15 protein-coding genes are annotated in these 21,898 nt (G+C 71.7%); 9 read left to right on the top strand and 6 right to left on the bottom strand.

Features of this window, described 5'->3' with window-relative positions; all coding sequences use genetic code 11:
* The first annotated feature begins 68 nt into the window (after nt 1-68).
* The 4 genes from ACZ5CZ_RS15830 (at nt 69) to metG (ending at nt 7,259) form a co-directional block, all read left to right on the top strand.
* Nucleotides 69-1,070 carry an endonuclease/exonuclease/phosphatase family protein gene (locus ACZ5CZ_RS15830; RefSeq protein ID WP_468943059.1) on the top strand — a complete coding sequence of 334 codons (1,002 nt, stop codon included), beginning with the start codon at nt 69-71 and terminating at the stop codon, nt 1,068-1,070.
* A gap of 52 nt (nt 1,071-1,122) precedes the next feature.
* On the top strand, nt 1,123-3,066 hold the full coding sequence (locus ACZ5CZ_RS15825; RefSeq protein WP_385841658.1) for an FUSC family protein: 1,944 nt from the start codon (nt 1,123-1,125) through the stop codon (nt 3,064-3,066).
* A 678-nt stretch (nt 3,067-3,744) separates the two neighbouring features.
* The gene (locus ACZ5CZ_RS15820) at nt 3,745-5,418 is read left to right on the top strand and encodes a VWA domain-containing protein (RefSeq protein WP_468943121.1); all 1,674 of its coding nucleotides are present in this window, start codon (nt 3,745-3,747) and stop codon (nt 5,416-5,418) included.
* Between the two features lie 125 nt (nt 5,419-5,543).
* Nucleotides 5,544-7,259 (top strand): methionine--tRNA ligase, encoded by a 1,716-nt coding sequence (metG, locus tag ACZ5CZ_RS15815; protein WP_385841656.1) that lies wholly within the window; start codon nt 5,544-5,546, stop codon nt 7,257-7,259.
* A 78-nt stretch (nt 7,260-7,337) separates the two neighbouring features.
* On the opposite strand, the gene ACZ5CZ_RS15810 is transcribed toward metG, so the two are convergent.
* Together ACZ5CZ_RS15810 and ACZ5CZ_RS15805 are read right to left on the bottom strand one after the other, a co-directional pair.
* Nucleotides 7,338-8,693, bottom strand: a complete 1,356-nt coding sequence (locus tag ACZ5CZ_RS15810) for an FG-GAP and VCBS repeat-containing protein (protein ID WP_468943055.1) — start codon at nt 8,691-8,693, stop codon at nt 7,338-7,340.
* Between the two features lie 85 nt (nt 8,694-8,778).
* Nucleotides 8,779-10,122 (bottom strand): pectate lyase family protein, encoded by a 1,344-nt coding sequence (locus ACZ5CZ_RS15805; protein ID WP_468943053.1) that lies wholly within the window; start codon nt 10,120-10,122, stop codon nt 8,779-8,781.
* Nucleotides 10,123-10,304: 182 nt separating this feature from the next.
* On the opposite strand from ACZ5CZ_RS15805, the gene ACZ5CZ_RS15800 reads away from it, so the two are divergent.
* Nucleotides 10,305-11,000 (top strand): hypothetical protein, encoded by a 696-nt coding sequence (locus tag ACZ5CZ_RS15800; RefSeq protein ID WP_468943050.1) that lies wholly within the window; start codon nt 10,305-10,307, stop codon nt 10,998-11,000.
* A 31-nt stretch (nt 11,001-11,031) separates the two neighbouring features.
* A complete protein-coding gene (locus ACZ5CZ_RS15795; protein WP_468943048.1) occupies nt 11,032-11,427 on the top strand; it encodes a hypothetical protein in 396 nt (131 codons plus the stop codon).
* A gap of 79 nt (nt 11,428-11,506) precedes the next feature.
* Here the strand turns inward: ACZ5CZ_RS15795 and aspS are convergent, their stop codons facing one another.
* Entirely contained in the window at nt 11,507-13,270 is a 1,764-nt protein-coding gene (gene aspS, locus ACZ5CZ_RS15790; protein WP_385841651.1) for an aspartate--tRNA ligase, read from the bottom strand.
* Nucleotides 13,271-13,446: 176 nt separating this feature from the next.
* On the opposite strand from aspS, the gene ACZ5CZ_RS15785 reads away from it, so the two are divergent.
* A complete protein-coding gene (locus ACZ5CZ_RS15785; RefSeq protein WP_468943045.1) occupies nt 13,447-15,660 on the top strand; it encodes a SpoIIE family protein phosphatase in 2,214 nt (737 codons plus the stop codon).
* On the opposite strand, the gene ACZ5CZ_RS15780 is transcribed toward ACZ5CZ_RS15785, so the two are convergent.
* The 3 genes from ACZ5CZ_RS15780 to ACZ5CZ_RS15770 form a co-directional block, all read right to left on the bottom strand.
* A complete protein-coding gene (locus ACZ5CZ_RS15780) occupies nt 15,558-16,676 on the bottom strand; it encodes an AI-2E family transporter (protein WP_468943042.1) in 1,119 nt (372 codons plus the stop codon). The genes ACZ5CZ_RS15785 and ACZ5CZ_RS15780 overlap by 103 nt on opposite strands.
* 93 nt (nt 16,677-16,769) lie before the next feature.
* Complete coding sequence (locus ACZ5CZ_RS15775; protein WP_385841647.1) at nt 16,770-17,747, bottom strand: pirin family protein; 978 nt, start codon at nt 17,745-17,747, stop codon at nt 16,770-16,772.
* Between the two features lie 113 nt (nt 17,748-17,860).
* Nucleotides 17,861-18,331 (bottom strand): SseB family protein, encoded by a 471-nt coding sequence (locus ACZ5CZ_RS15770; RefSeq protein WP_385841646.1) that lies wholly within the window; start codon nt 18,329-18,331, stop codon nt 17,861-17,863.
* 273 nt (nt 18,332-18,604) lie between these two features.
* On the opposite strand from ACZ5CZ_RS15770, the gene ACZ5CZ_RS15765 reads away from it, so the two are divergent.
* Together ACZ5CZ_RS15765 and ACZ5CZ_RS15760 are read left to right on the top strand one after the other, a co-directional pair.
* Nucleotides 18,605-20,431 (top strand): acyl-CoA dehydrogenase, encoded by a 1,827-nt coding sequence (locus ACZ5CZ_RS15765; RefSeq protein WP_385841645.1) that lies wholly within the window; start codon nt 18,605-18,607, stop codon nt 20,429-20,431.
* 83 nt (nt 20,432-20,514) lie between these two features.
* Nucleotides 20,515-21,810 carry a M18 family aminopeptidase gene (locus tag ACZ5CZ_RS15760; protein ID WP_468943038.1) on the top strand — a complete coding sequence of 432 codons (1,296 nt, stop codon included), beginning with the start codon at nt 20,515-20,517 and terminating at the stop codon, nt 21,808-21,810.
* Nucleotides 21,811-21,898 lie beyond the last annotated feature (88 nt).

Raw genomic sequence — 21,898 nt, 5'->3', positions numbered from 1 at the left:
CCGGGGTTGGAGACGGAGGGGGTCCGGCTTTCTGGCGCGGCCCGGCGGGCGGCCGTAGGCTCGGCGCCGTGTCCGCGCACACCGGCCCCGACCCCGACCCCGGCCCTGCTCCCGGCTCCGGACGACGGCCCGGGCGGCGGTTCGCGATCTGGTCCGCCGGGGTGCTGCTCGCCGGGGTGAGCGTGGTCGTCGGCTGCCGGGTGGCCGACACCGACGGCATCACGCCGGTGCCCCAGCTGCTCGCCTTCCTGCCCTGGTTCCTGCTGCCGACGGCCCTCGCCCTGCTGTGCGCGCTGCTCGGCCGCTGGTGGCCGGGGCTGGTGTGGGGGGTCGCCGTACTCGGCCTGCTCGCCTGGTACCTGGAGCCGTACGGCAAGACCGCCGACCCCGGCGGGCCGCCCCTCGCCACCGTGCGCGTGCTCACCTCGAACGTCGAGTTCGGCCGGGGCGCCCCCGCACTGGTCCCGCTGATCCGCGCCCGCCATCCGGACCTGGTCTTCGTGGCGGAGTGCGAGTACACCTGTCAGGCCACGCTGGAACACGACGTCGGTACCGTTTACCGCTACCGCCGCGCGGTCGCCGCCGACGGCTCACGGGGCTCGCTCCTCCTGAGCCGCTTCCCGCTGCGGCCCACCGCGGGCGTCCCCGGCACCATGGGCATGCCCGGCGCCGTCGCCGACATCCACGGTCACCCGGTACGGGTCCAGCTCGCCCACCCCATGCCGCCGCTCCCCGGCCAGGTGCCCCTGTGGCAGCGCGAACTCGGCCGGCTGCGCGCCTTCGCCGCGGCCGACCCCGACACCCCCACCATCCTCGCCGGCGACTTCAACGCCACCCAGGACCACGCGGCCTTCCGCCGCATCCTGGACGCCGGCCGGCTGACCGACGCGGCCCGGCTGGCCGGCCACGACCGCACCGCGAGCTGGCCGTCCCGCACCGCCTCCGTCATCGGCGTCCAGATCGACCACGTCCTGCTCTCCCGCACGTTCACCGCGGCCGACGCCCGCTTCCTGCGGGTGGCGGGCAGCGACCACCGGGCCCTGCTGGTGGACGTGACCCTGCACGGATAGACGCACGGTCAGCAGCACGGATGGAGCGCCGCAATCCCTCCATAATGGGCGCATGCCACGAGAGTTCCCCATCGGCCTCACGCCTCCCGACTGGCTGGTGCGGAACCTCCAACCCCAGCAGGCACCGCTGAACCGCGCCGCGATCGCCCGCGCCGCCGTCGCGATGAGCCTGCCCCTGGCCCTCGGCCTCGCGGCCGGCTACCCGGCCTACGGCGCGCTCGCCTCCATGGGCGCCCTGTCCGGCGTCATCGGCGACACCGCCGACGCCTACCGGATGCGCATCCTGAACATCGCCATCCCGCAGTTCTTCGGCGCGGTCGGGGTGACGCTGGGCGCGCTGGTGTACGGGCACGGCTGGTACGCCGTCGCCGCCGTCACCGGCATCGCGCTCGTCTCCGGGATGATCTCCACCATCGGCGCGGTGGCCTCCGTCTCCGGGCTGCTGCTCCTGCTGAACTGCGTGGTCGGCGCGGGCCTGCCGCTGCCCCGCCCCTGGTGGGTGGCCCCGGCCCTGATGACGGGCGGCGGCCTGCTGGTGCTGCTCCTCGCCCTGCTGGCCTGGCCGTTGCGCTCGGGCGTGCCGGAACGCTCGGCGGTGGCGGCGACCTACCGCGCCGTCGCCGCGCTCCTCGCCGTCTCCGGCACGGACCGCTACGAGGAGTACGACGAGGCCCGGCGCGCCGTCACCCAGTCACTGAACCAGTCGTACGACCTGATCCTCGCCCGGCGCGCCCGCCACCACGGCCGCAGCGGCGAACTCGCCCGGTTGCTGGCCCAGTTGAACGCGATCACCCCGGTGGTGGAGGCGGCCCCCGCGGCCCACCTCACGGGGGTGCCGCTGTCGCCCGCGATCCCCGAGGCGGTCCACCACCTGGCGCACGCCGTCGAGACGGGCTACCTGGGCCCGATAGCCCTCGCCCTGCCGGTCCCGGGCACCGAGACGGCCCGCGCGGTGGACCACGCGCTGCGGCACACCGCCGAGGTCGTGACCGCGCCCGACGTGGACCCCCTGGGCATCGACGACCGGCTGGGCAGACCGGCGGGCCTGCGCATCCGCACCGCGCGGGCGGCCCGCAACGTCGTACTGTCCGCCAACTCCTGGCGCTACGGCGTACGCCTCGCGGTCTGCATCGCCCTCGCCCAGGCCCTGGTGTCCCTGATCCCGGTCCCCCGCTCCTACTGGGTGGCCCTGACCATCACCTTCGTCCTCAAACCCGACTTCGGCTCGGTCTTCTCCCGGGCCCTGCTGCGCGCCCTCGGCACGGTGGCCGGGCTGGTGCTCGCGGCGGTGGTGCTTGCGGAGGTCCCGCTGGGCTGGTGGGACGTCCCGGTCATGTTCGTCCTGGCCGCGCTGATCCCGGCGCTCACCCCGCGCGGTTACGGCTACCAGACGGCCGCCATCACCCCGGTCATCCTGCTGCTCTCCGACATCCTCAACCACAAGGGCACCGCCCTGCTGCTGCCCCGGCTGACCGACTCCCTGCTCGGCTGCGCGATCGCCCTTATCGCCGGCTATCTCCTCTGGCCGGAGAGCTGGCACACCCGGGTCGGCGACCGGCTGGCCGACGCGGTGGCGGACACCGCGCGGTACGTGGAGACGGCGTTCGGCGCGGACACCGACCCCGCGGCCCGGGCCCGGATGCGGCGCCGGCTGTACCGGAACCTCTCCGCCATCCGCACCGAGTTCCAGCGGGCGCTGACCGAACCGCCGCCGACCGGCCGGCGTGCGGCTGCCTGGTGGCCGCTGGTGGTGGCGGTGGAACGCATCGTGGACGCCACGACGGCGGCGCGGGTCCGGGTCCGGCACGGCGCCCCGGCCCCGTCCCCGGCGGAGATCTCGCAGGTCGCCCGGCAACTCCACGAGCTGGCGGAGGGCGTCCGCAACGCCGAAACGCTCACGCCGGTACGCACCGATCTGACCGGCCCGCCCGACAGTGTCCTGGAGCCCTTGCGACAAGAGGTCGCCGCGGCGCGGGCGATCGCTTCTCCGCACTGAGCGCTTCGCTAACCTTACGTGTCCGTCCTGGCCAGCGATCGACGGTCACACCTCATGCGAAGGGTTGCGCACATGGGCATTCTCTCTCTCCTGCGGAACGCATTCGGCCGCTCACGCAAGGAACGCGCGGCCGAGGCAGAGGGAGCGGACCACCTCCCCACGCAACCCCACCACCCCGAAACCGAACCCCCGACCCCCTCCCTCCCGGAACCCCGCAACGCCGCCGAAGAACACGACCTGGTGGCAGCAGCCTTCGACAACATCAAAATCCCGCACCCGAGTACGGAGTCGGAGGCCGAGGCAGAGGGAGGGGGAGAGGCGGAGACCAAGGCGGGAGCAGAGACCAAGGCTGCAGCCGAGGCAGAGACCGAGGCTGGGGCTGGGGCTGGGGCTGGAGCTGGAGCTGAGGCCGAGACCAAGGCTGCGCCTGAGGCCGAGGTAAAGACCGAGGCTTCTGCGGCCGAAACGGAAGCGGAGGCGGCCACCGAGGCGGAGCCGGAGGCGGAGGCAGAAGCCGAGGCGGAGGCGGAGGCGGAGGCTGCAGCCGAAGCACAGGCCGAGGCAGAGGTCGAGGCTGCGGCCGACGAAGAGCCGGACGCAGATGCTGCGACCAAGGCAGAAGCTGAGGCCGAGGAGAACGTCGAAGCACAGCCTGAGACCGAAGCCGAGGCACAGTCGGTGCCGGAGGCTGACGCGGTGGCGGAGGCTGAGGCCGACGTAGCGGCGGACGCAGACACCGCGCCCGAGGCAGAAGCTGAGGCCCAGGCGGAGCCGGGGGCAGGAGCCGAGGCGGAGGCGGAGGCTGAGGCGAAGCCGGAGGCTGCGGCCGAAGCACAGGCCGACGCCGAAGCTGAGGCCGAGGAGAACGTCGAGGCGCAGCCTGAGACCGAAGCCGAGGCACAGTCGGTGCCGGAGGCTGACGCGGTGGCGGAGGCTGAGGCCGACGTAGCGGCGGACGCAGACACCACGCCCGAGGCAGAAGCTGAGGCCCAGGCGGAGCCGGGGTCAGGAGCCGAGGCGGAGGCGGAGGCTGAGGCGAAGCCGGAGGCTGCGGCCGAAGCACAGGCCGACGCCGAAGCTGAGGCTTCGGCCGACGTAGAGGCGGAGGCAGAGGCGAGCGCCGTCGCAGAAGCCGACGGAGAGGCAAAGACCGAAGACGAAGCTGAGGCCACCCAGGAGAACGCCGAAGGCAAGGCCGAGGCCGAGGCAGAAGCCGAGGCGCAGGCGGAGGCCGACGCGGAGACTGCTGCCGAAGCGGCGGCAGAGGCGGAGGCCGACACGGAGGCTCCAGTCGAGGCCGAGGCTGAGCCCGCGCCCGAGGCCGAGGCTGAGGAAGGGACCGCGGAGGCGGAGCCGCAGGTTTCCGTCGGCGAGACGGCCCCGGAGCCGGTGGTGCCGGCCGACGACGAGGCGCCTGCGGAAGCACAGGCCGACGCAGCGGCCCAGCCGCCGGTAACCGCGCACGAGCCGGAAGCCGCCGACGGTGAGGACGCCCCACAGGAGGCACCCGCACCCGGCGACGAAAGCCGCACGGGTGGAGCGGGTGGGTACGACGCCGGCGCCGAAGGCGAAGCCGAGGCAGCCGGCACCACCGCCGAAGCAGCACCCGCACCCAGCGCCGAAGGCGAAGCCGAGGCAGCCGGCACCACCGCCGAGGCAGCACCCGCCCCCGGCGACGAAACCCCCGCGAGCGAAACCGAGGAACCCGGCCAAACCGTCGGAGACTCCCTCGCCACCGCCCACACCGCCGCCGCAGCCACCCTCGCCAAGACCAACCTCACCGGCACCCGCGCCAAGGTCTACCTCGTCCTCGACCGCTCCGCGAGCATGCGGCCGTACTACAAGGACGGCTCCGCCCAGGCCCTCGCCGACCAGACCCTCGCCCTCGCCGCCCACCTGGACCCGGAGGCCACGGTCCACGTCGTCTTCTTCTCCACGGAGGTCGACGGCACCACCGACCTCACCCTCACCGAGGACCACGAGACGAAGATCGACGACGTGCACGCGGGCCTCGGCCGCATGGGCCGTACCAGCTACCACGCCGCCGTGGAGGCCGTCACCGCCCACTACACGGCCCACCACCCCGCCGGCACCCCCGCCCTGGTGGTCTTCCAGACCGACGGCGCCCCGGACGCGAAGACCCCCGCCACCCAGGCCCTCACCGAGACCGCGAAGAAGTACCCCGCCCTCTTCTTCTCCTTCGTCGCCTTCGGTGAGCACGACAACAAGGCCTTCGACTACCTCCGCAAGCTGAAGACCGGCAACACGTCCTTCTTCCACGCGGGCCCCGCCCCCCGCGAGCTGACGGACACCGAGCTGTACGAGGGCGTCCTGGCGCACTGGCGCCCCTGACCCCCGCTGCCCCACCCCGTGCCGCCCGCTTCTCACCCCGTAAAACGGGAAGCGGGCGGCATACACACGTCGGCTACGATTTCAAGGTTCGTACGTCTCACGCAGCGACCTGGGAGCAGCCCCCGATGGCTCGACACCTCATCACCAGCGCCCTTCCGTACATCAACGGGATCAAGCACCTGGGCAACATGGTGGGGTCCATGCTCCCGGCGGACGTGTACTCCCGGTACCTCCGCCAGCGCGGCCACGACGTCCTCTACATCTGCGCCACCGACGAGCACGGCACCCCGGCCGAGCTGGCGGCCAAGGAGCGGGGTCTGCCGGTGAGCGAGTTCTGCGCCCAGGCGCACGACGCGCAGAAGGCGGTCTACGACGGCTTCGCGCTGGCCTTCGACTACTTCGGCCGCAGCTCCTCCGCGGAGAACCGCGAGATCACCCAGCACTTCGCCCGCAAGCTGAACGAGAACGGCTTCATCGAGGAGCGGGCGATCCGGCAGGTGTACTCGCCCGCCGACGGCCGCTTCCTCCCGGACCGGTACGTCGAGGGCACCTGCCCGCACTGCGGCTACGACAAGGCCCGCGGCGACCAGTGCGAGAACTGCACCCGCGTCCTGGACCCGACCGACCTGATCGACCCGCGCTCGGCGATCTCCGGCTCCACCGACCTGGAGGTCCGGGAGACCAAGCACCTCTTCCTGCTCCAGTCCAAGCTCCAGCACGAGGTCGAGGCCTGGGTCGCCCGGCACGAGGAGGACTGGCCGCAGCTGGCCTCCTCCATCGCCCGCAAGTGGCTGAACGAGGGCCTGCACGACCGCGCCATCACCCGCGACCTGGACTGGGGCGTCCCGGTCCCGGCCGACACCTGGCCGGAGCTGGCCGCCGAGGGCAAGGTCTTCTACGTCTGGTTCGACGCCCCGATCGAGTACATCGGCGCGACGAAGGAGTGGGCCGACCAGGACCCGGGGAACCGCGACTGGAAGTCGTGGTGGTACGAGGCGGACGACACCGTCCGCTACACCGAGTTCATGGCGAAGGACAACGTCCCCTTCCACACCGTGATGTTCCCGGCCACCGAGCTGGGCGTGCGCGAGCCGTGGAAGAAGGTCGACTACGTCAAGGCCTTCAACTGGCTGACGTACTACGGCGGGAAGTTCTCCACCTCGCAGAAGCGCGGTGTCTTCACCGACCAGGCCCTGGACATCCTCCCGGCCGACTACTGGCGCTACTTCCTGATCGCCAACGCCCCCGAGTCGGACGACTCGTCCTTCACCTGGGAGCACTTCACCGCCACGGTGAACAAGGACCTGGCCGACACCCTCGGCAACTTCGTCAACCGCGTGCTGTCCTTCAGCCGCAAGCGGTTCGGCGACGAGGTCCCGGCGGGCGGCGAGCCCGGCGCGGCGGAGGCCCGTCTCGGCGAGGAGATCGCCCGGCTGCTCGGCGAGTACGAGGAGCACATGGAGGCCCTCCAGTTCCGCAAGGCCGCGGCCGCGCTGCGCGCCCTGTGGTCGGCCGGCAACTCCTACCTGGAGGAGAAGGCCCCCTGGCTGGAGATCAAGACCGACAAGGACGGCGCCGCCCTCACCCTGCGGACGGCGATGAACCTGATCCACCTGTACGCGGTGGTCTCGGAGCCGTTCATCCCGGCCACGGCGAAGACCATGCGCGCGGCGTTCGCGCTGGCCGGCGACACCGCGGCCTGGGTGACCGAGGACGAGGCGAAGGCCCTGGCCGCCGTCCCGGCCGGCACCCCGTTCACGGTTCCGCCGGTGCTCTTCGCGAAGATCACCGATGAGGACCTGGAGTCGTACAAGGAGCGCTTCGGCGGCGAGCCCGCCTGAGCCCCGGTACGGACGACGGCACGGGCAAGGCCCCGGCGCACTGCGCGCCGGGGCCTTGCCCGTGCCGCTACCGCTCGCCTACTTGAGCACCGTCCGCGCGAACCAGCGGCGCACGGGCTCCATGCCGAACGTCCTGGGGCCGACGGAGAGGGACCTGTTGGTGGTCAGGCCGGTGCTGCCCGACCTGAAGTACCAGAGGGCGCCCTGGTCGCGGTTCTCGGCTTCCGTGCCGACGGTGAGTTCGCTGCGGCCGTCGCCGTTCATGTCGGCGAAGGCGACCTGCTGGCCCCACCTGTCGTACGGCTCGTTCATGCCCGGCACACCGGTGGTGTTCTGGTGCCAGGACACCGCACCGGCGCCGGTCAGGCCCTTGGCGGAGCCGCGCAGCACGGTCACCGCACCGGTGGTGCTGACTCCCGAGACGCTCTCCTGCTCCACACCGATCGCCACATCGGCGTAGCCGTCGCCGTCGACGTCCCCGGTGTCGAGGTTGTAGCCGAACCGGTCGTACGTCTCGCCGGCGCCGGGCACACCGGAGGTGTCCTGGCTGATGCGCACCGGCTTGCGGGTGGTGCTGATCCCGTCGGCGCTGCCGTACTCGACGAGGATCGAGCCGCCCACGACGCCCTTCGGCTGGTAGCCCTCCAGGCCGGCACCCAGCACCACGTCACCGTATCCGTCGCCGTCGACGTCCGCGATGGAGCCGGAGTTGACCTTGGTGGCGAAGTCCTTGACGGGGCCGAAGCCGCTCTTGGAGCCGAGCAGCAGGCTGGCGTCGGCGGCACCGCCGTCGCCCCTGCCCACGGACAGCAGATCGGCGACATGGTCACCGTTCACGTCTCCGGCCGCCAGGGAGTAGGGGTGGAGCCAGTTGTGGACGATGCTGCTCGAGGCGCTCGCGCCGTCCCGGGTGAAGGGGCCCCGGAGCAGCTCGGTGCCCACGTCGGAGACGCCGGTGACCAGGTCGTTCCTGCCGTCGCCGTCGAAGTCGGCCACCACGACCGGGCTCGGGGAGTAGCTGGGCGTGATCCCGAGCCGGGTGGGGGCGGACAGGCCCGTGGGGCCGCCCCAGTAGGCCTGCACGGCCCCGGAGCCGACGGCTACGAGATCGTCGTAGCCGTCGCCGTCCAGGTCGCCCTTGGCCATCGAGCCGCCGAGGTCGACGTACCCGCTGGTGCTGCCGTTTCCGAGGATCTGGTGGCGGGAGGGAGTGAGGCCGGTCGCCGTTCCGTACAGCACCGTGATGTAGCCGTTCGCGGAGACGGCCAGGTCGCCGTAGCCGTCCCCGTTGAAGTCCGCCGTCTTCCCGGCGGCGGAGGCCGCCTCGGCCGTGGTGCCGGCCGCGACGGCGGGACCGCCGAGGCCGAGCACCACGCTGCCCGCCGAGACGAGCGTGGCCGTGGCGAGCGCCGCGACTGTGCGAACTTTTCGCATGTAACCGTCCGTTCCCCTGTTTTTCCTCTTGATCACATCGCTGTGTCAGAGGAGACCCGCCAGGGACCCGCACGGTTGTACGACGCTAGTTCAGCACCCCGGCGCCGGTCGTGGCCGCCAGCTCCGCCGGCAGGCCGGCCGCCGAGGGCTCCAGGCCCGCGGTCAGCGCCGGCTTCCAGTTCACCGTCGGCTTGATCTTCTTCGAGGACGCGGCGTTGTACACGGCGACCAGATCGGTGAGCCTGCCGTTGACGAGGTTGCCGCTGCCCGCAAGGGAGCCGGTGCCGTCGCCGCTGAGCAGCTTCGCGACCTTGCCGCCGGACGGCACCTTCCAGTAGTTGTTCTCCGCCACGACCTGGGCGTTCGCGCGCGCGTTGATGCTGTAGAGGGGCGCGTAGCCGTCGACGGTCCTCGTGTCGTAGACGTTGTTGTAGATGTGGATCTGCCCGAGGCGGGCCAGCGGGGCCCGCTGCACGATGCCCTTCCACACGTTGTGGTGGAGGGAGACGCGCAGCTTGCCGGTGCTGTCCGTGTCGCTGCCGCCGATCAGCATCGTCTTGTCGTGGTCGGTGAACCGGCTGTGCTCGACGGTCACCAGGTCGGAGCCCTTGGTGATGTCGAGGGAGCCGTCGTGGACCTGGTACTGGCGGCCGAAGTAGGCGGGATCGCTCGTGTCGTAGTGCGGTGCGTCGGTGAACGTGTCGTGGTCCGCCCAGACATGGGTCGCGCCGCGCAGCGTGACCGCGTCGTACTCCGAGTTCCAGTTGCCCTGGTCGCCGTCGGTCGGGTCCCACTGCGGGAAGCAGTCCTCGACGGCGGAGAAGGTCAGGTTGCGGATGATGACGTTGTCGACGCCCTTCAGCGCCAGGCTGCCGCCCAGGATGCCCGCGTTGGTGCCGGGCACGCCCACGACGGTGGTGTGGGCGGGCACCGTGAACACGACGTTGTGCGCCTGCCTCTGCTGGGCGGCGGCACGCGCCGTCTCCTGGGGGCCGGAGGGCAGCCTGGAGCGGCCGTAGGTGGCGGGGTCGTAGGCCTTGAGGTAGGCGGGGAGCGAGTAGCCGGTGCCCTTCGCGTAGTCCGCGCAGGTCAGCTTGGTGCCGTGGTCGTCGGTGTTGGCGTCGATGGTGCCCTTGATCCGGATGATCCGGGGTGTGGTGTCGGACGCCGGGCCCAGCGCCTTCACCAGCTGGGCCCGGGTGGAGACGGTGAAGGTGTGCGCGGAGTCGGCCTGCGCGCCGCCGGTGGTGCCCGTGCCGGCCGCGGCCCAGCCGTCCCTGGCGGGCAGCGTCTGGTGGTAGAGGTCGGCGGGGTCCGCATGGGCGTTCAGCACGAACACACCGGCGCCAACGCCCGCGGCGACGACGGCGGCGGACACGGCGAGGGTGCGCCGCCCGCGGCGGGAGCGGCGGTGGGAGGGAGCTGCCACGAGGGGGGTTCCTTACGGGTCTGCCGTACATGCCTTGCGACATGCCTTACGGCCCCTCAGTGGCCGCCGCGCCGGGAGAGGTTGCCGCGCCGGGGGAGAACCGCGCGGATCGAACCGGCGGAGGTCGCGATCCGGCGCGGGTGGCCCGCCCGCGGGCCCGGTTCTGGCAGAGTACGGGTGCCGTGAACCTTCCCGAACCCCACCGGCGGCTCCTCGCGGACGTCGTCACGGCCGGCAGCGCGTACGGTCTGGTCCTCGCCGGCGGCTATGCCCTCCAGGCCCACGGCCTGCTGCTGCGCCCGCACGCCAACCTCGACTTCGCCACGGAGAGCGCCGAGGCCATGGACCGGATCGCCGAGTCGGTGACCGCCGCCCTGGAGGCGCGGGGCCGTCAGGTGCGGGCCGGCACCGGCACCGCGCGCACCGCCCAGCTGACGGTCACCGACCCGCCGAGCGGTGAGATCTGTGCCCTGGCCCTGCACAAGGAGGCCTTCTGGCAGCCGCCCGAACTCACCGAGTACGGCCCGGCCCTGGCCCTGGAGGACGCGGTCGGTACCAAGATCCGCGCGCTGTACGACCGGGGTGCCGCGGTCGACCTGATCGACGCCCGGGCCGCCGCCGCCCGGTTCTCCCTGCCGGACCTGGAGGAACTGGGCCGCCGGCACGCCCATGACCCCCTCGATCTGCCCACCCTCCAGTCCCGGCTGACCGGCACCGACTTCTACGCCGACGCCGACTTCCGGCGCTACGGCCTGAGCGAGGAGGAGGTCGCGGCGGTGCGGGCCTGGGCGCAGGCGTGGTCCGACGACATCGCCGAGCGGCTGCTGGAGGACGGCGCGTCCCCGGACGCCGAGGCCGAGCCGGGGGACGGGGACTGAGGGCGGCACGTCAAGAGCCGACCAAGGGCTGGTGAAGTCCGCTCACTTGGCGGTCACCTCCTGGTCCCTGACGTACACCGCGGTGCAGAACAACCGGCCCACCCGGACGTTCACCGGGGGCGCGGCCCCGTCCCGGGTGCCGGTGGACCGGGACGGCAGGACCGCCGGCGGGACGCCGTTCCCGAACGGCGCGTTCACCTGGTCCCCGAAGGCGACCGGCACCGGCACCGGCTCCGCGGTCACCGTGGCCTCCGGGCAGGGCTTCCTGAGCCGCGGTCCGGCGGTCCGGCACGACTTCGGCAGCCCCGACGGCCCGGACGGCCGGGGCGACCTGCTCACCCTGAACTCCTCCGGCGGCCTCACCTACCAGTTCGGCGGCCGTACGCGGATCGCGACGGGCTGGGGCGGGTACACGACCCTGTCCTGACCAGCGCACGCCTCACCCGGACAGACGAGAAGGGCTCGGAACCGTCCCGGTTCCGAGCCCTTCTCGTCGCGCCGGTGCCTTACTTCGGCTGCGGCTTGCGGATGCTGAGGTGCAGCTCGCGCAGGCGGGCCTCCTCCAGCTCCGTCGGCGCGCCCATCATCAGGTCCTGGGCGTTGCCGTTGAGCGGGAAGGCGATGGTCTCGCGGATGTTCGGCTCGTCGGCGAGGAGCATGACGATGCGGTCCACGCCGGGCGCGATGCCACCGTGCGGCGGGGCGCCGAAGCGGAAGGCGCGCAGCATGCCGGCGAACTTCTCCTCGACGGTCTCCCGGTCGTAGCCCGCGATCTCGAAGGCCTTGAGCATGATCTCCGGGTCGTGGTTCCGGATCGCGCCGGAGGACAGCTCGACGCCGTTGCAGACGATGTCGTACTGCCAGCCCAGGATGTCCAGCGGGTCCTGGTTCTCCAGGGCCTCCAGGCCGCCCTGCGGCATGGAGAAGGGGTTGTGCGAGAAGTCGATCGCGCCGGTGTCCTCGTCCTTCTCGTACATCGGGAAGTCGACGATCCAGCAGAACCGGAAGACGCCGTCCTCGAACTGGCCGGCGCGCTTGGCGGCCTCGACACGGACCGCGCCCATGATCTTGGAGACCTCGTCGAACTCGCCCGCGCCGAAGAAGACGGCGTGGCCGGGGGCCAGGGAGAGCCGCTTGGTCAGCTCGGCGACGTTGTCCTCGGTGAGGAACTTCGCGATCGGGCCGGTCAGGGCGCCGTCCTCGCCGACGCGGACCCAGGCCAGGCCCTTGGCGCCGAGCGAGATCGCGAACTCGCCGAGCTGGTCGAAGAACTTGCGCGGCTGGTCCTGGACCGCCGGCACCGCCAGCGCACGCACGTGCTTGCCGGCGAACGCCTTGAACTCCGAGCCCTCGAAGACATCGGTGATGTCCACCAGCTCCAGCTTGGCGCGCAGGTCCGGCTTGTCGGAGCCGTACTTCAGCATCGCCTCGCGGAACGGGATGCGCGGGAACGGCGAGGTGACGTGGCGGCCGCCGCCGAACTCCTCGAACAGCTCCGTCATCAGCTTCTCGACGGGCTGGAAGATGTCCTCCTGTTCGACGAAGGACATCTCGATGTCGAGCTGGTAGAACTCGCCCGGCGAGCGGTCGGCGCGGGCGTCCTCGTCGCGGAAACAGGGCGCGATCTGGAAGTAGCGGTCGAAGCCGGAGATCATCAGCAGCTGCTTGAACTGCTGCGGGGCCTGCGGAAGGGCGTAGAACTTGCCCGGGTTCAGGCGGGAGGGCACCACGAAGTCACGGGCGCCCTCGGGGGAGGTGGCGGACAGGATCGGCGTCGCCATCTCGTTGAAGCCCATCGCCGTCATCTTGTGGCGCATCGCCGAGATGACCGCCGTCCGCAGCATGATGTTGCGGTGCATGCGCTCGCGGCGCAGGTCCAGGAAGCGGTACTCCAGGCGCCGCTCCTCGTTGACCCCGTCCTCGGTGTTGATGGTGAAGGGCAGCGGGCCGGCCGCGCCCAGCAGCTCGACCTCGGCGACCTCGACCTCGATCTCGCCGGTGGGCAGGTCGGGGTTCACGTTCTCGGTTCCACGTGAAACAACGCGGCCGTCGACGCGGACCGTGGACTCCTTGGAGACCTTGTCGAGGGCCTCGTAGGCCGCGGTGCCCGGGCGGGCCACGAGCTGCGTGATGCCGTAGTGGTCGCGCAGATCGATGAAGAGGATGCCGCCCAGGTCGCGCCGATTGTGCAGCCAGCCACTGAGCCGGACGTCGGTACCGACGTCAGAGGCGCGGAGCTGGCCGCAGGTGTGGGACCTGTACCGATGCATCGTCGTTCATCGTCCTTCGTGGTGGGGTTCTCTCCTGCCGGGTCCCGGGGACCGGCGGGAGGCGGGCACGGGGCCCGGACCCATCAAGGGTACCGGGCGGCCCCAGCCCGGCTCCCCACACTTTTCTCCCGGCCGCACGGTGGCACGTTCGGATCACATCTTCCTAAAGTAGGGCAATGCGCACTGGCGAGCCCCTCCCCTCGGTCGAGGACGTCCTCGCCGCCCTCGCGACCGGGCTGTGGCACTGGGACACGGCCAGCGGGCTGGTCACCGTGGACGCGGAGGCGGCGCGGCTGCTCGGTCTGCCCGCGGAACCGCACACCCTCACCGAGGCCCAGACCCGGGCCCGGCTGCACCCGGTCGACTGGAACGAGATCACCGGGGTGGTGCAGCTGGCGGTCGCCGAGGGCACCCTCGCCGAGGTGCGCGTCCGGATCATGGACGAGCAGGGCACCGTCCTGAGGGTCGTCCGCAGCCGCTCGAAGCCGTCCTTCGACCGCGAGCGCCGGGCCTACGAGCTGATCGGCACCCTCCAGGAGGTCACCGAACCGACGCCGGGCACCGCGGCCGGGCGGAGCGCGGTCACCGGTGACTGGCGGCGCTCCCGGGAGGCGTTCCTGCTGGACGCGGGCCGGGCGCTGGCGGAGGCCCGGTCCACGGCCGAGGTGCTGCGGGTGGCGGGCAATCTGTCCATGCCGGGGTTCTCCCCGGACGGGCTCGTGGTGTTCGGCGTGGAGGGCGACCGGCTGACCGTCACCGGCCAGCACGGGCACCGGGCCGGGGACATGGGTCCCTTCACCAACATGTCGCTGACCACCGACTATCCGGCGGCGGAGGTGGCCCGGACCGGCCGCGCGGTGTATCTGTCCTCGCCCGAGGAGTACCAGGCCCGCTACCCGGTCGCCTGGCCGCTCGCCCAGCACTTCGGCCGCCGGTCCTGGGCGTTCCTGCCGCTCACGGTGGCCGGGCGCACCATGGGCGCCTGGATGGCGGCCTTCACCTATCCGGTGGCGTTCACCCCGGACGAGCGCGCGGTGCTGACCACGGTCGCCCGGATGCTCGCCCAGGCGCTGTCCCGGGCCGGTGCCGAGGAGTCCGAGCGGGCGCTGACCGAGGGGCTCCAGCGCTCCATGCTGCCCTCGCTCGGCCCGGGGATCCCCGGCATGCGGGTGGCCGCCCGCTACATCCCGACCGGCGGCGGGCTCCAGGTCGGCGGCGACTTCTACGACATGATCCCGCTGCCCTCCGGCCGCTTCGCGCTGGTGATCGGGGACGTACAGGGCCATGACGTGCGCGCGGCCGGGCTGATGGGCCAGCTCCGGATCGCCCTGCGCGCCTACGCCGCCGAGGGCCACCGCCCGGACGCGGTCCTCTCCCGCGCCTCCCGCTTTCTGCACGGGATCACGCACGACGCACACGACACCCATGTCACGGACGGCTTCCCGGACGGGCAGGAGCCGCCGGAGCCGCGCTTCGCCACCTGCCTGTACGTCGAGGCCGACCCGGAGACCGGGATGCTGGAGCTGGCCCGCGCCGGGCACCCGGACCCGGCGGTCCGGATGGCCGACGGCACCGTGATCATGCGGCCGACGGCGGGCGGGCTGCCGCTGGGCGTCGACCCGGACGCCGACTACCCGACGACCCGGTTCGCCCTCGAACCCGGCGAGACGATGATGCTCTGCACCGACGGGCTGCTCGAGACCGGCGGGCACGACCTGGAGAGCGGCTGGCGGCGGCTGCGGGCGATCCTGGAGGAGCACCAGGGGGACGCGGAGTCGCTGGCCGACGCGCTGGTGCAGGGCGTGCACGGGCCGTCCTCGCACCACACCACCGGCCCGCTGGCCGACCGCCGCGAGGACGACATCGCGCTGGTGCTGCTGAGCCGGCTGGCAAAGACCGCCCCGGCGCCCCAGGTGCGGCGCACCCTGCTGTCGGTGGCGCAGGACGCGCCGGAGCTGATCGCCGAGGCCCGCCGCCAGCTGCGCGAGCTGCTGCACGACTGGGCCTCGGCGGACCAGGTGGACTCGGCGGTGCTGCTGGTCTCGGAGATGGTCACCAACGTGCTGGTGCACACCGACAGCGACGCGCTGCTGCTCGCCGAGGTCATCGGCGAGCGGGGCGGCCGCCGGCTGCGGGTGACGGTCGCCGACGCGGGCGACGACCTCCCGCACAAGCGCCGCCCCGGCGAGCTGGCCTCCTCCGGCCGCGGTCTGGTGCTGATCGAACTGCTCGCGGAGCGCTGGGGGGTGAACCCGCGGGGCGAGGGCAAGAGCATCTGGTTCGAGCTCTACGAGTCCCCGGACGGCCCGGTCTCCGTGGACGGCCCGGTCTCGGGGGACGGCCCGGTCTCCGTGGACGGCTCGGGCGATCGCTCGGGGCGGGAGGCGTAGTACGTCCGCAGCTCCTGTACGACCGCGAAGGCGGCGGCGGTCAGCGGGACCGCGAGCAGCATGCCGAGGACCCCGGCGACGGACGCCCCCGCGGTGATCGTGATCATGACCACCGCCGGATGCATCTGCACGGTCCGGCTCTGGATCGCCGGCTGGAGCACATGCCCCTCCAGCACCTGTACGGCGAGGACCACCCCGAGCACCCACAGCGCGATGACGAAGCCGCGGTCGGCGAGGGCGACCAGCACGGCCACCGCGCCGGAGACGAACGCGCCCAGGTAGGGGATGTAGGCCCCGACGAAGACGAGCGCGCCGAGGCCGACCGCCCCGGGCACCTGGAGGACCAGCAGGCCGACGGTGATGCAGAAGGCGTCGATGAGCGCGATCAGGGTCGTACCGCGCATGAACCCCTCGACCGCCGCGAACGCCCGCCGCGCGACGGCCTCCACGGTGTCGGCGGTGCCGCCGGGGGCGACGGACCGCAGCGTCTCGACAGCGCGGTGCCCGTCGCGCAGGAAGAAGAAGACGAGCAGCAGCGCCAGCACGGCCATCGCCAGGGCCTCGCCGACGACGCTCACCCCGCTGATGACGTTGGACGCAGCCGTCCCGCCGAACCTGCTCAGCAGCTGCCGCGAGTTGGCGGCCAGGTCGTCCAGCCCGGAGCCGGCGGCCCCGAAGTGCTGCGAGACGCCCTTGGCGGCGTCCCGCAGCGAGGCGACGATCTGGTCGCCGGTGTCGATGAGCGCGGCGACGACGATGTACACCGCGCCGCCCACGACGGCCACGACCGCGACACAGGTGAGCCCGGCCGCCACCGACGCCTGCACCCCGGCCCGCACCAGACGCCGGTGCAGCGGGCCGAGCAGCGCGGTGCCGAGCAGGGCGAGCAGCACCGAGGTGACGGCCGTACGCAACTCCGCGCACAGCCGGACCGCCACCCAGCCGACACCGGCCAGGAGCAGCAGCACGGCGCACCAGGCGGCGAGCCGGCGCAGGGGGTCGGGAAGCAGCGGCACCCACCCAGCGGATCACGGGCACCGGGAAGGTGTCCTGCGCGGATCCGCCGGGTGGGTGCGCCCGGGTCAGCCCTGTGGGTCAATCCCTGTGGGTCAGTCCTGCGGACCGTTCGGCGTCATCCCGTGGACCGCGGGGACGGTGCCGAGGCGGCCCTTCTGGAAGTCCTCGAAGGCCTGCATCAGCTCGTCCTTGGTGTTCATGACGAACGGGCCGTAGTGGGCCATGGGCTCACGGATGGGCCGGCCGCCGAGCAGGACCACCTCCAGGTCGGGGGTGTGGGAGTCCTGCTTCTCGTCCGCGCGGACGGTCAGCGAGCCGCCGTTGCCGAACACCGCGGTCTGCCCGAGATGGATCGGACGCCGGTCGGCACCCACGCTGCCGCGGCCCGCGAGGACGTAGGCCAGGGCGTTGAAGTCCTCCCGCCAGGGCAGGGTGATCTCCGCACCCGGCGCGAGGGTCGCGTGGATCATCGTGATCGGGGTGTGGGTGATGCCCGGACCCGCGTGGCCGTCCAGCTCACCGGCGATGACGCGGAGCAGCGCGCCGCCGTCCGGCGAGGTCAGGAGCTGTACCTGGCCGCCCCGGATGTCCTGGTAGCGCGGCGCCATCATCTTGTCCTTGGCGGGCAGGTTCACCCACAGCTGGAGGCCGTGGAAGAGACCGCCGGACACGACCAGGGACTCCGGCGGCGCCTCGATGTGCAGCAGGCCGGAGCCGGCCGTCATCCACTGGGTGTCGCCGTTGGTGATGGTGCCGCCACCGCCGTTGCTGTCCTGGTGGTCGAAGGTGCCGTCGATGATGTAGGTGACGGTCTCGAAGCCGCGGTGCGGATGCCAGGGGGTGCCCTTGGGCTCGCCCGGCGCGTATTCCACCTCGCCCATCTGGTCCATCATGATGAACGGGTCGAGGTAGCGGTAGTTGATCCCGGCGAACGCCCGGCGCACCGGGAAGCCCTCGCCCTCGAAACCGCTCGGAGCCGTCGTCACGGCGAGCACGGGACGTGCCACGGCGTCGGCGGATGCGGTCACGCGGGGCAGCGTCAACGGGTTCTCGACGGTCACTGCAGGCATGGTCGGTACCTCCTTGTGCGCCCACTTTAGTTGAGCATTGAACTTTCTGCCACCCACAACACAGAGAGCCCGGAGGGCATTCCCTCCGGGCTCCACTCCTGCGCGCCGACGGCTCAGCCGCCGCCGTACATCCGGCGCATCGCGAAGTCGACCATCTGCTCGACCGCCTTCGCGTCGAACACGATCCGGTGCTCACCCTCCATGTCCAGGACGAAGCCGTAGCCGGTGGGGAGGAGGTCGATCACCTCCGCCCCCGTGATCACGAAGTACTTGGACTCCTTGCCCGCGTACCGGCGCAACTCCTTGAGCGAGGTGAACATCGGGATCACCGGCTGCTGGGTGTTGTGCAGGGCCAGGAAGCCGGGGGTGTCGCCGCGCGGGCAGTACACCTTCGACGTGGCGAAGATCTGTTGGAAGTCCTCGGCGGACATCTGCCCGGTGGTGAAGGCGCGCACCGCGTCGGCGAGGGAGGGCGGGGACGGCTCGGGGTACAGCGGCGGCTGCTGCCCGTATCCGCCGGCCATCGGCTGCTGGGGCGGGGCGTACTGCTGCTGGGCACCCACGTTCTGGTCGTAGCCGTACATGGGCGCAAGCGTACCGAGGCGCGGGGGCGGGGCGTCGGGCGCTCCCATCCTGCGGACCCTCGCCGAAACCCAGGCGACCGACCGGTATTGGACGCGACGACCGACCGGCGGACAGCCCTGCTCACGGGCGCGGCCGGGTAGACCCTGCTCACACTTCGGCGGAAAGGGGTTGCCTCTTATTACCGACGGGTAGCATCATCGTAGCTACTTGTTGGTACGTGAACTAGGTGCGAGGAGTCAGTGCCTCGCCGATCCCTCTACGGAGCCGTTGCCATGGGGCACTACAAGTCGAATCTCCGCGACATCGAGTTCAACCTCTTCGAGGTACTGGGGCGCGACAAGGTGTACGGCACCGGCCCGTTCGAGGAGATGGACGTCGACACCGCGAAGAGCATCCTGGAGGAGATGACCCGCCTCTCGGAGAACGAGCTGGCCGAGTCCTTCGCCGACGCCGACCGCAACCCGCCGGTCTTCGACCCGGAGACCAACACCGCGCCCATCCCGGCGTCCTTCAAGAAGAGCTACCAGGCCTTCATGGACTCCGAGTACTGGCGGCTCGGCCTGCCCGAGGAGATCGGCGGCACCACCTCCCCGCGCTCCCTGATCTGGGCCTACGCCGAGCTGATCCTGGGCGCCAACCCGGCCGTGTGGATGTACTCCTGCGGCCCGGCGTTCGCCGGCATCCTCTTCGAGGAGGGCAACGAGGTCCAGAAGAAGATCGCCAAGATCGCCTCGGAGAAGCAGTGGGGCGCCACCATGGTGCTGACCGAGCCCGACGCCGGCTCGGACGTCGGCGCCGGCCGTACCAAGGCGATCCAGCAGGAGGACGGCTCCTGGCACATCGAGGGCGTGAAGCGCTTCATCACCTCGGGTGAGCACGACATGTCCGAGAACATCATCCACTACGTGCTCGCGCGCCCCGAGGGCGCCGGCCCCGGCACCAAGGGCCTGTCCCTCTTCATGGTGCCGAAGTACCTCTTCGACTTCGAGACCGGCGAGCTGGGCGAGCGCAACGGCGCCTACGCCACCAACGTCGAGCACAAGATGGGCCTGAAGGCCTCCAACACCTGCGAGATGACCTTCGGCGACAAGCACCCCGCCAAGGGCTGGCTCGTCGGCGACAAGCACGACGGCATCCGCCAGATGTTCCGCATCATCGAGTTCGCCCGCATGATGGTCGGCACGAAGGCGATCTCCACGCTGTCCACGGGCTACCTGAACGCGCTCGAGTACGCCAAGGAGCGCGTCCAGGGCCAGGACCTGGCCAACTTCATGGACAAGACCGCGCCCAAGGTCACCATCACCCACCACCCCGACGTGCGCCGCTCGCTGATGACGCAGAAGGCGTACGCGGAGGGCATGCGCGCCCTGGTGCTGTACACCGCCTCGGTCCAGGACGCCATCCAGATCAAGGAGACGAACGGCGAGGACGCCTCCGCCGACCACGCGCTGAACGACCTGCTCCTGCCGATCGTGAAGGGCTACGGCTCCGAGAAGGGCTACGAGCAGCTCGCCCAGTCGCTCCAGACCTTCGGCGGCTCCGGCTTCCTCCAGGAGTACCCGATCGAGCAGTACATCCGGGACTCCAAGATCGACACCCTGTACGAGGGCACCACCGCGATCCAGGGCCAGGACTTCTTCTTCCGGAAGATCGTCCGCAACCAGGGCGCCGCGCTGAACTCCCTCGCCGAGGACATCAAGAAGTTCCTGGCGCTCGGCACCGGCGGCGAGGAGCTGGCCGGCGCCCGTGAGCACCTGGCCAAGGCCGCCGTGGAGCTGGAGGCGATCGTCGGCCTGATGCTGACCGACCTCGCCGCCACCGAGCAGGACACCAAGAACATCTACAAGGTGGGCCTGAACACCACCCGCCTGCTGATGGCCTCCGGCGACGTGGTCATCGGCTACCTGCTGCTCAAGGGCGCCGCGATCGCCGCCGAGAAGCTGGCCACGGCCTCCGCCAAGGACAAGGCCTTCTACACCGGCAAGATCGCCGCGGCGAAGTTCTTCGCGGCGAACGTCCTGCCGGGCGTCACGCTCGCCCGCAAGGTCGCCGCCGACGTGGACCTGGACCTGATGGAGCTGGACGAGGCCGCGTTCTAGCCCCTCCGGACGCCCCGTCGTTTCCCGCACGGGCCCGCTCCCTTCCCGGGAGCGGGCCCGTGTCCGTCGTTAAGGTGAATCCCATGAGCGCACCCCTCCGCTTCGACCGCGGCCACACCGACGACCTCATGTCCTTCCTGGCGGCGAGCCCGACGCCGTACCACGCCGTGGCGAACACCGCCGCGCGGCTGGAGAAGGCGGGCTTCCGGCAGGTCGCCGAGACCGAGGCCTGGGACGGCTCGGTCGGCGGCACGTACCTGCTGCGCGGCGGCACGATCGTGGCCTGGTACGTCCCCGAGGGCGCCGAGCCGCACACGCCCTTCCACATCGCCGGCGCCCACACCGACTCCCCCAGCCTGCGGGTCAAGCCCCGCCCGGACAGCGGCGCGCACGGCTGGCGCCAGCTCGCCGTGGAGCTGTACGGCGGTCCGCTGATGAACTCCTGGCTCGACCGGGACCTGGGCCTGGCCGGCCGGCTGACCCTGCGCGACGGCTCCACGGCCCTGGTGAACGTGGACCGCCCGCTGCTGCGCGTGCCCCAGCTCGCCATCCACCTGGACCGCAACGTCAGCAACGACGGGCTCAAGCTCGACAAGCAGCGCCATATGCAGCCGGTGTGGGGCCTCGGCGAATCGCTCGACGGCGACCTGATCGCCTTCCTGGAGGAGGAGGCCGGGCTCGCGGCCGGCTCGGTGGCCGGCTGGGACCTGATGCTGCACCCGGTGGAGCCGCCGGCCTACCTGGGCCGGGACCGGGAGCTGCTCGCCGGCCCGCGCATGGACAACCTGCTGTCGGTGCACGCCGGCGTCGCCGCCCTGGCCGCCGTCGCGACCTCCGGCGTCCCGCTCACCCACATCCCCGTGCTCGCCGCCTTCGACCACGAGGAGACCGGATCCCAGTCGGACACCGGCGCGGACGGCCCGCTGCTCGGCACCGTGCTGGAGCGCTCGGTCTTCGCGCGCGGCGGCTCGTACGAGGACCGGGCCCGCGCCTTCGCCGGCACGGTCTGCCTGTCCTCCGACACCGGACACGCCGTCCACCCCAACTACGCGGAGCGGCACGACCCGACGCACCACCCGCGGCTCAACGGCGGTCCGATCCTGAAGGTCAACGTCAACAACCGCTACGCCACGGACGGTTCCGGCGCCGCGCTGTTCACCGCCGCCTGCGAGAAGGCGGGCGTGCCCGTGCAGTCCTTCGTGTCCAACAACTCCATGCCGTGCGGCACCACCATCGGTCCGATCACCGCGGCGCGGCACGGCATCCGCACGGTGGACATCGGCGTGCCGATCCTCTCCATGCACAGCACACGCGAACTGTGCGGCGCCGACGACCCGTTCCTGCTGGCGAACGCCCTGACGGCCTTCCTCGCGGGCTAGGTGCCGAGCCTGCTCCTGGGCCGGTTCCGGCCTAGGAGCGGGCTGGGCGGGTACCCGGACGGGACCGGAGAGTCCGGAACCGGAAGGG

It is taken from the genome of Streptomyces sp. NPDC031418, from assembly GCF_055581605.1.
This window is presented reverse-complemented; position numbering and strand designations above follow the sequence as displayed.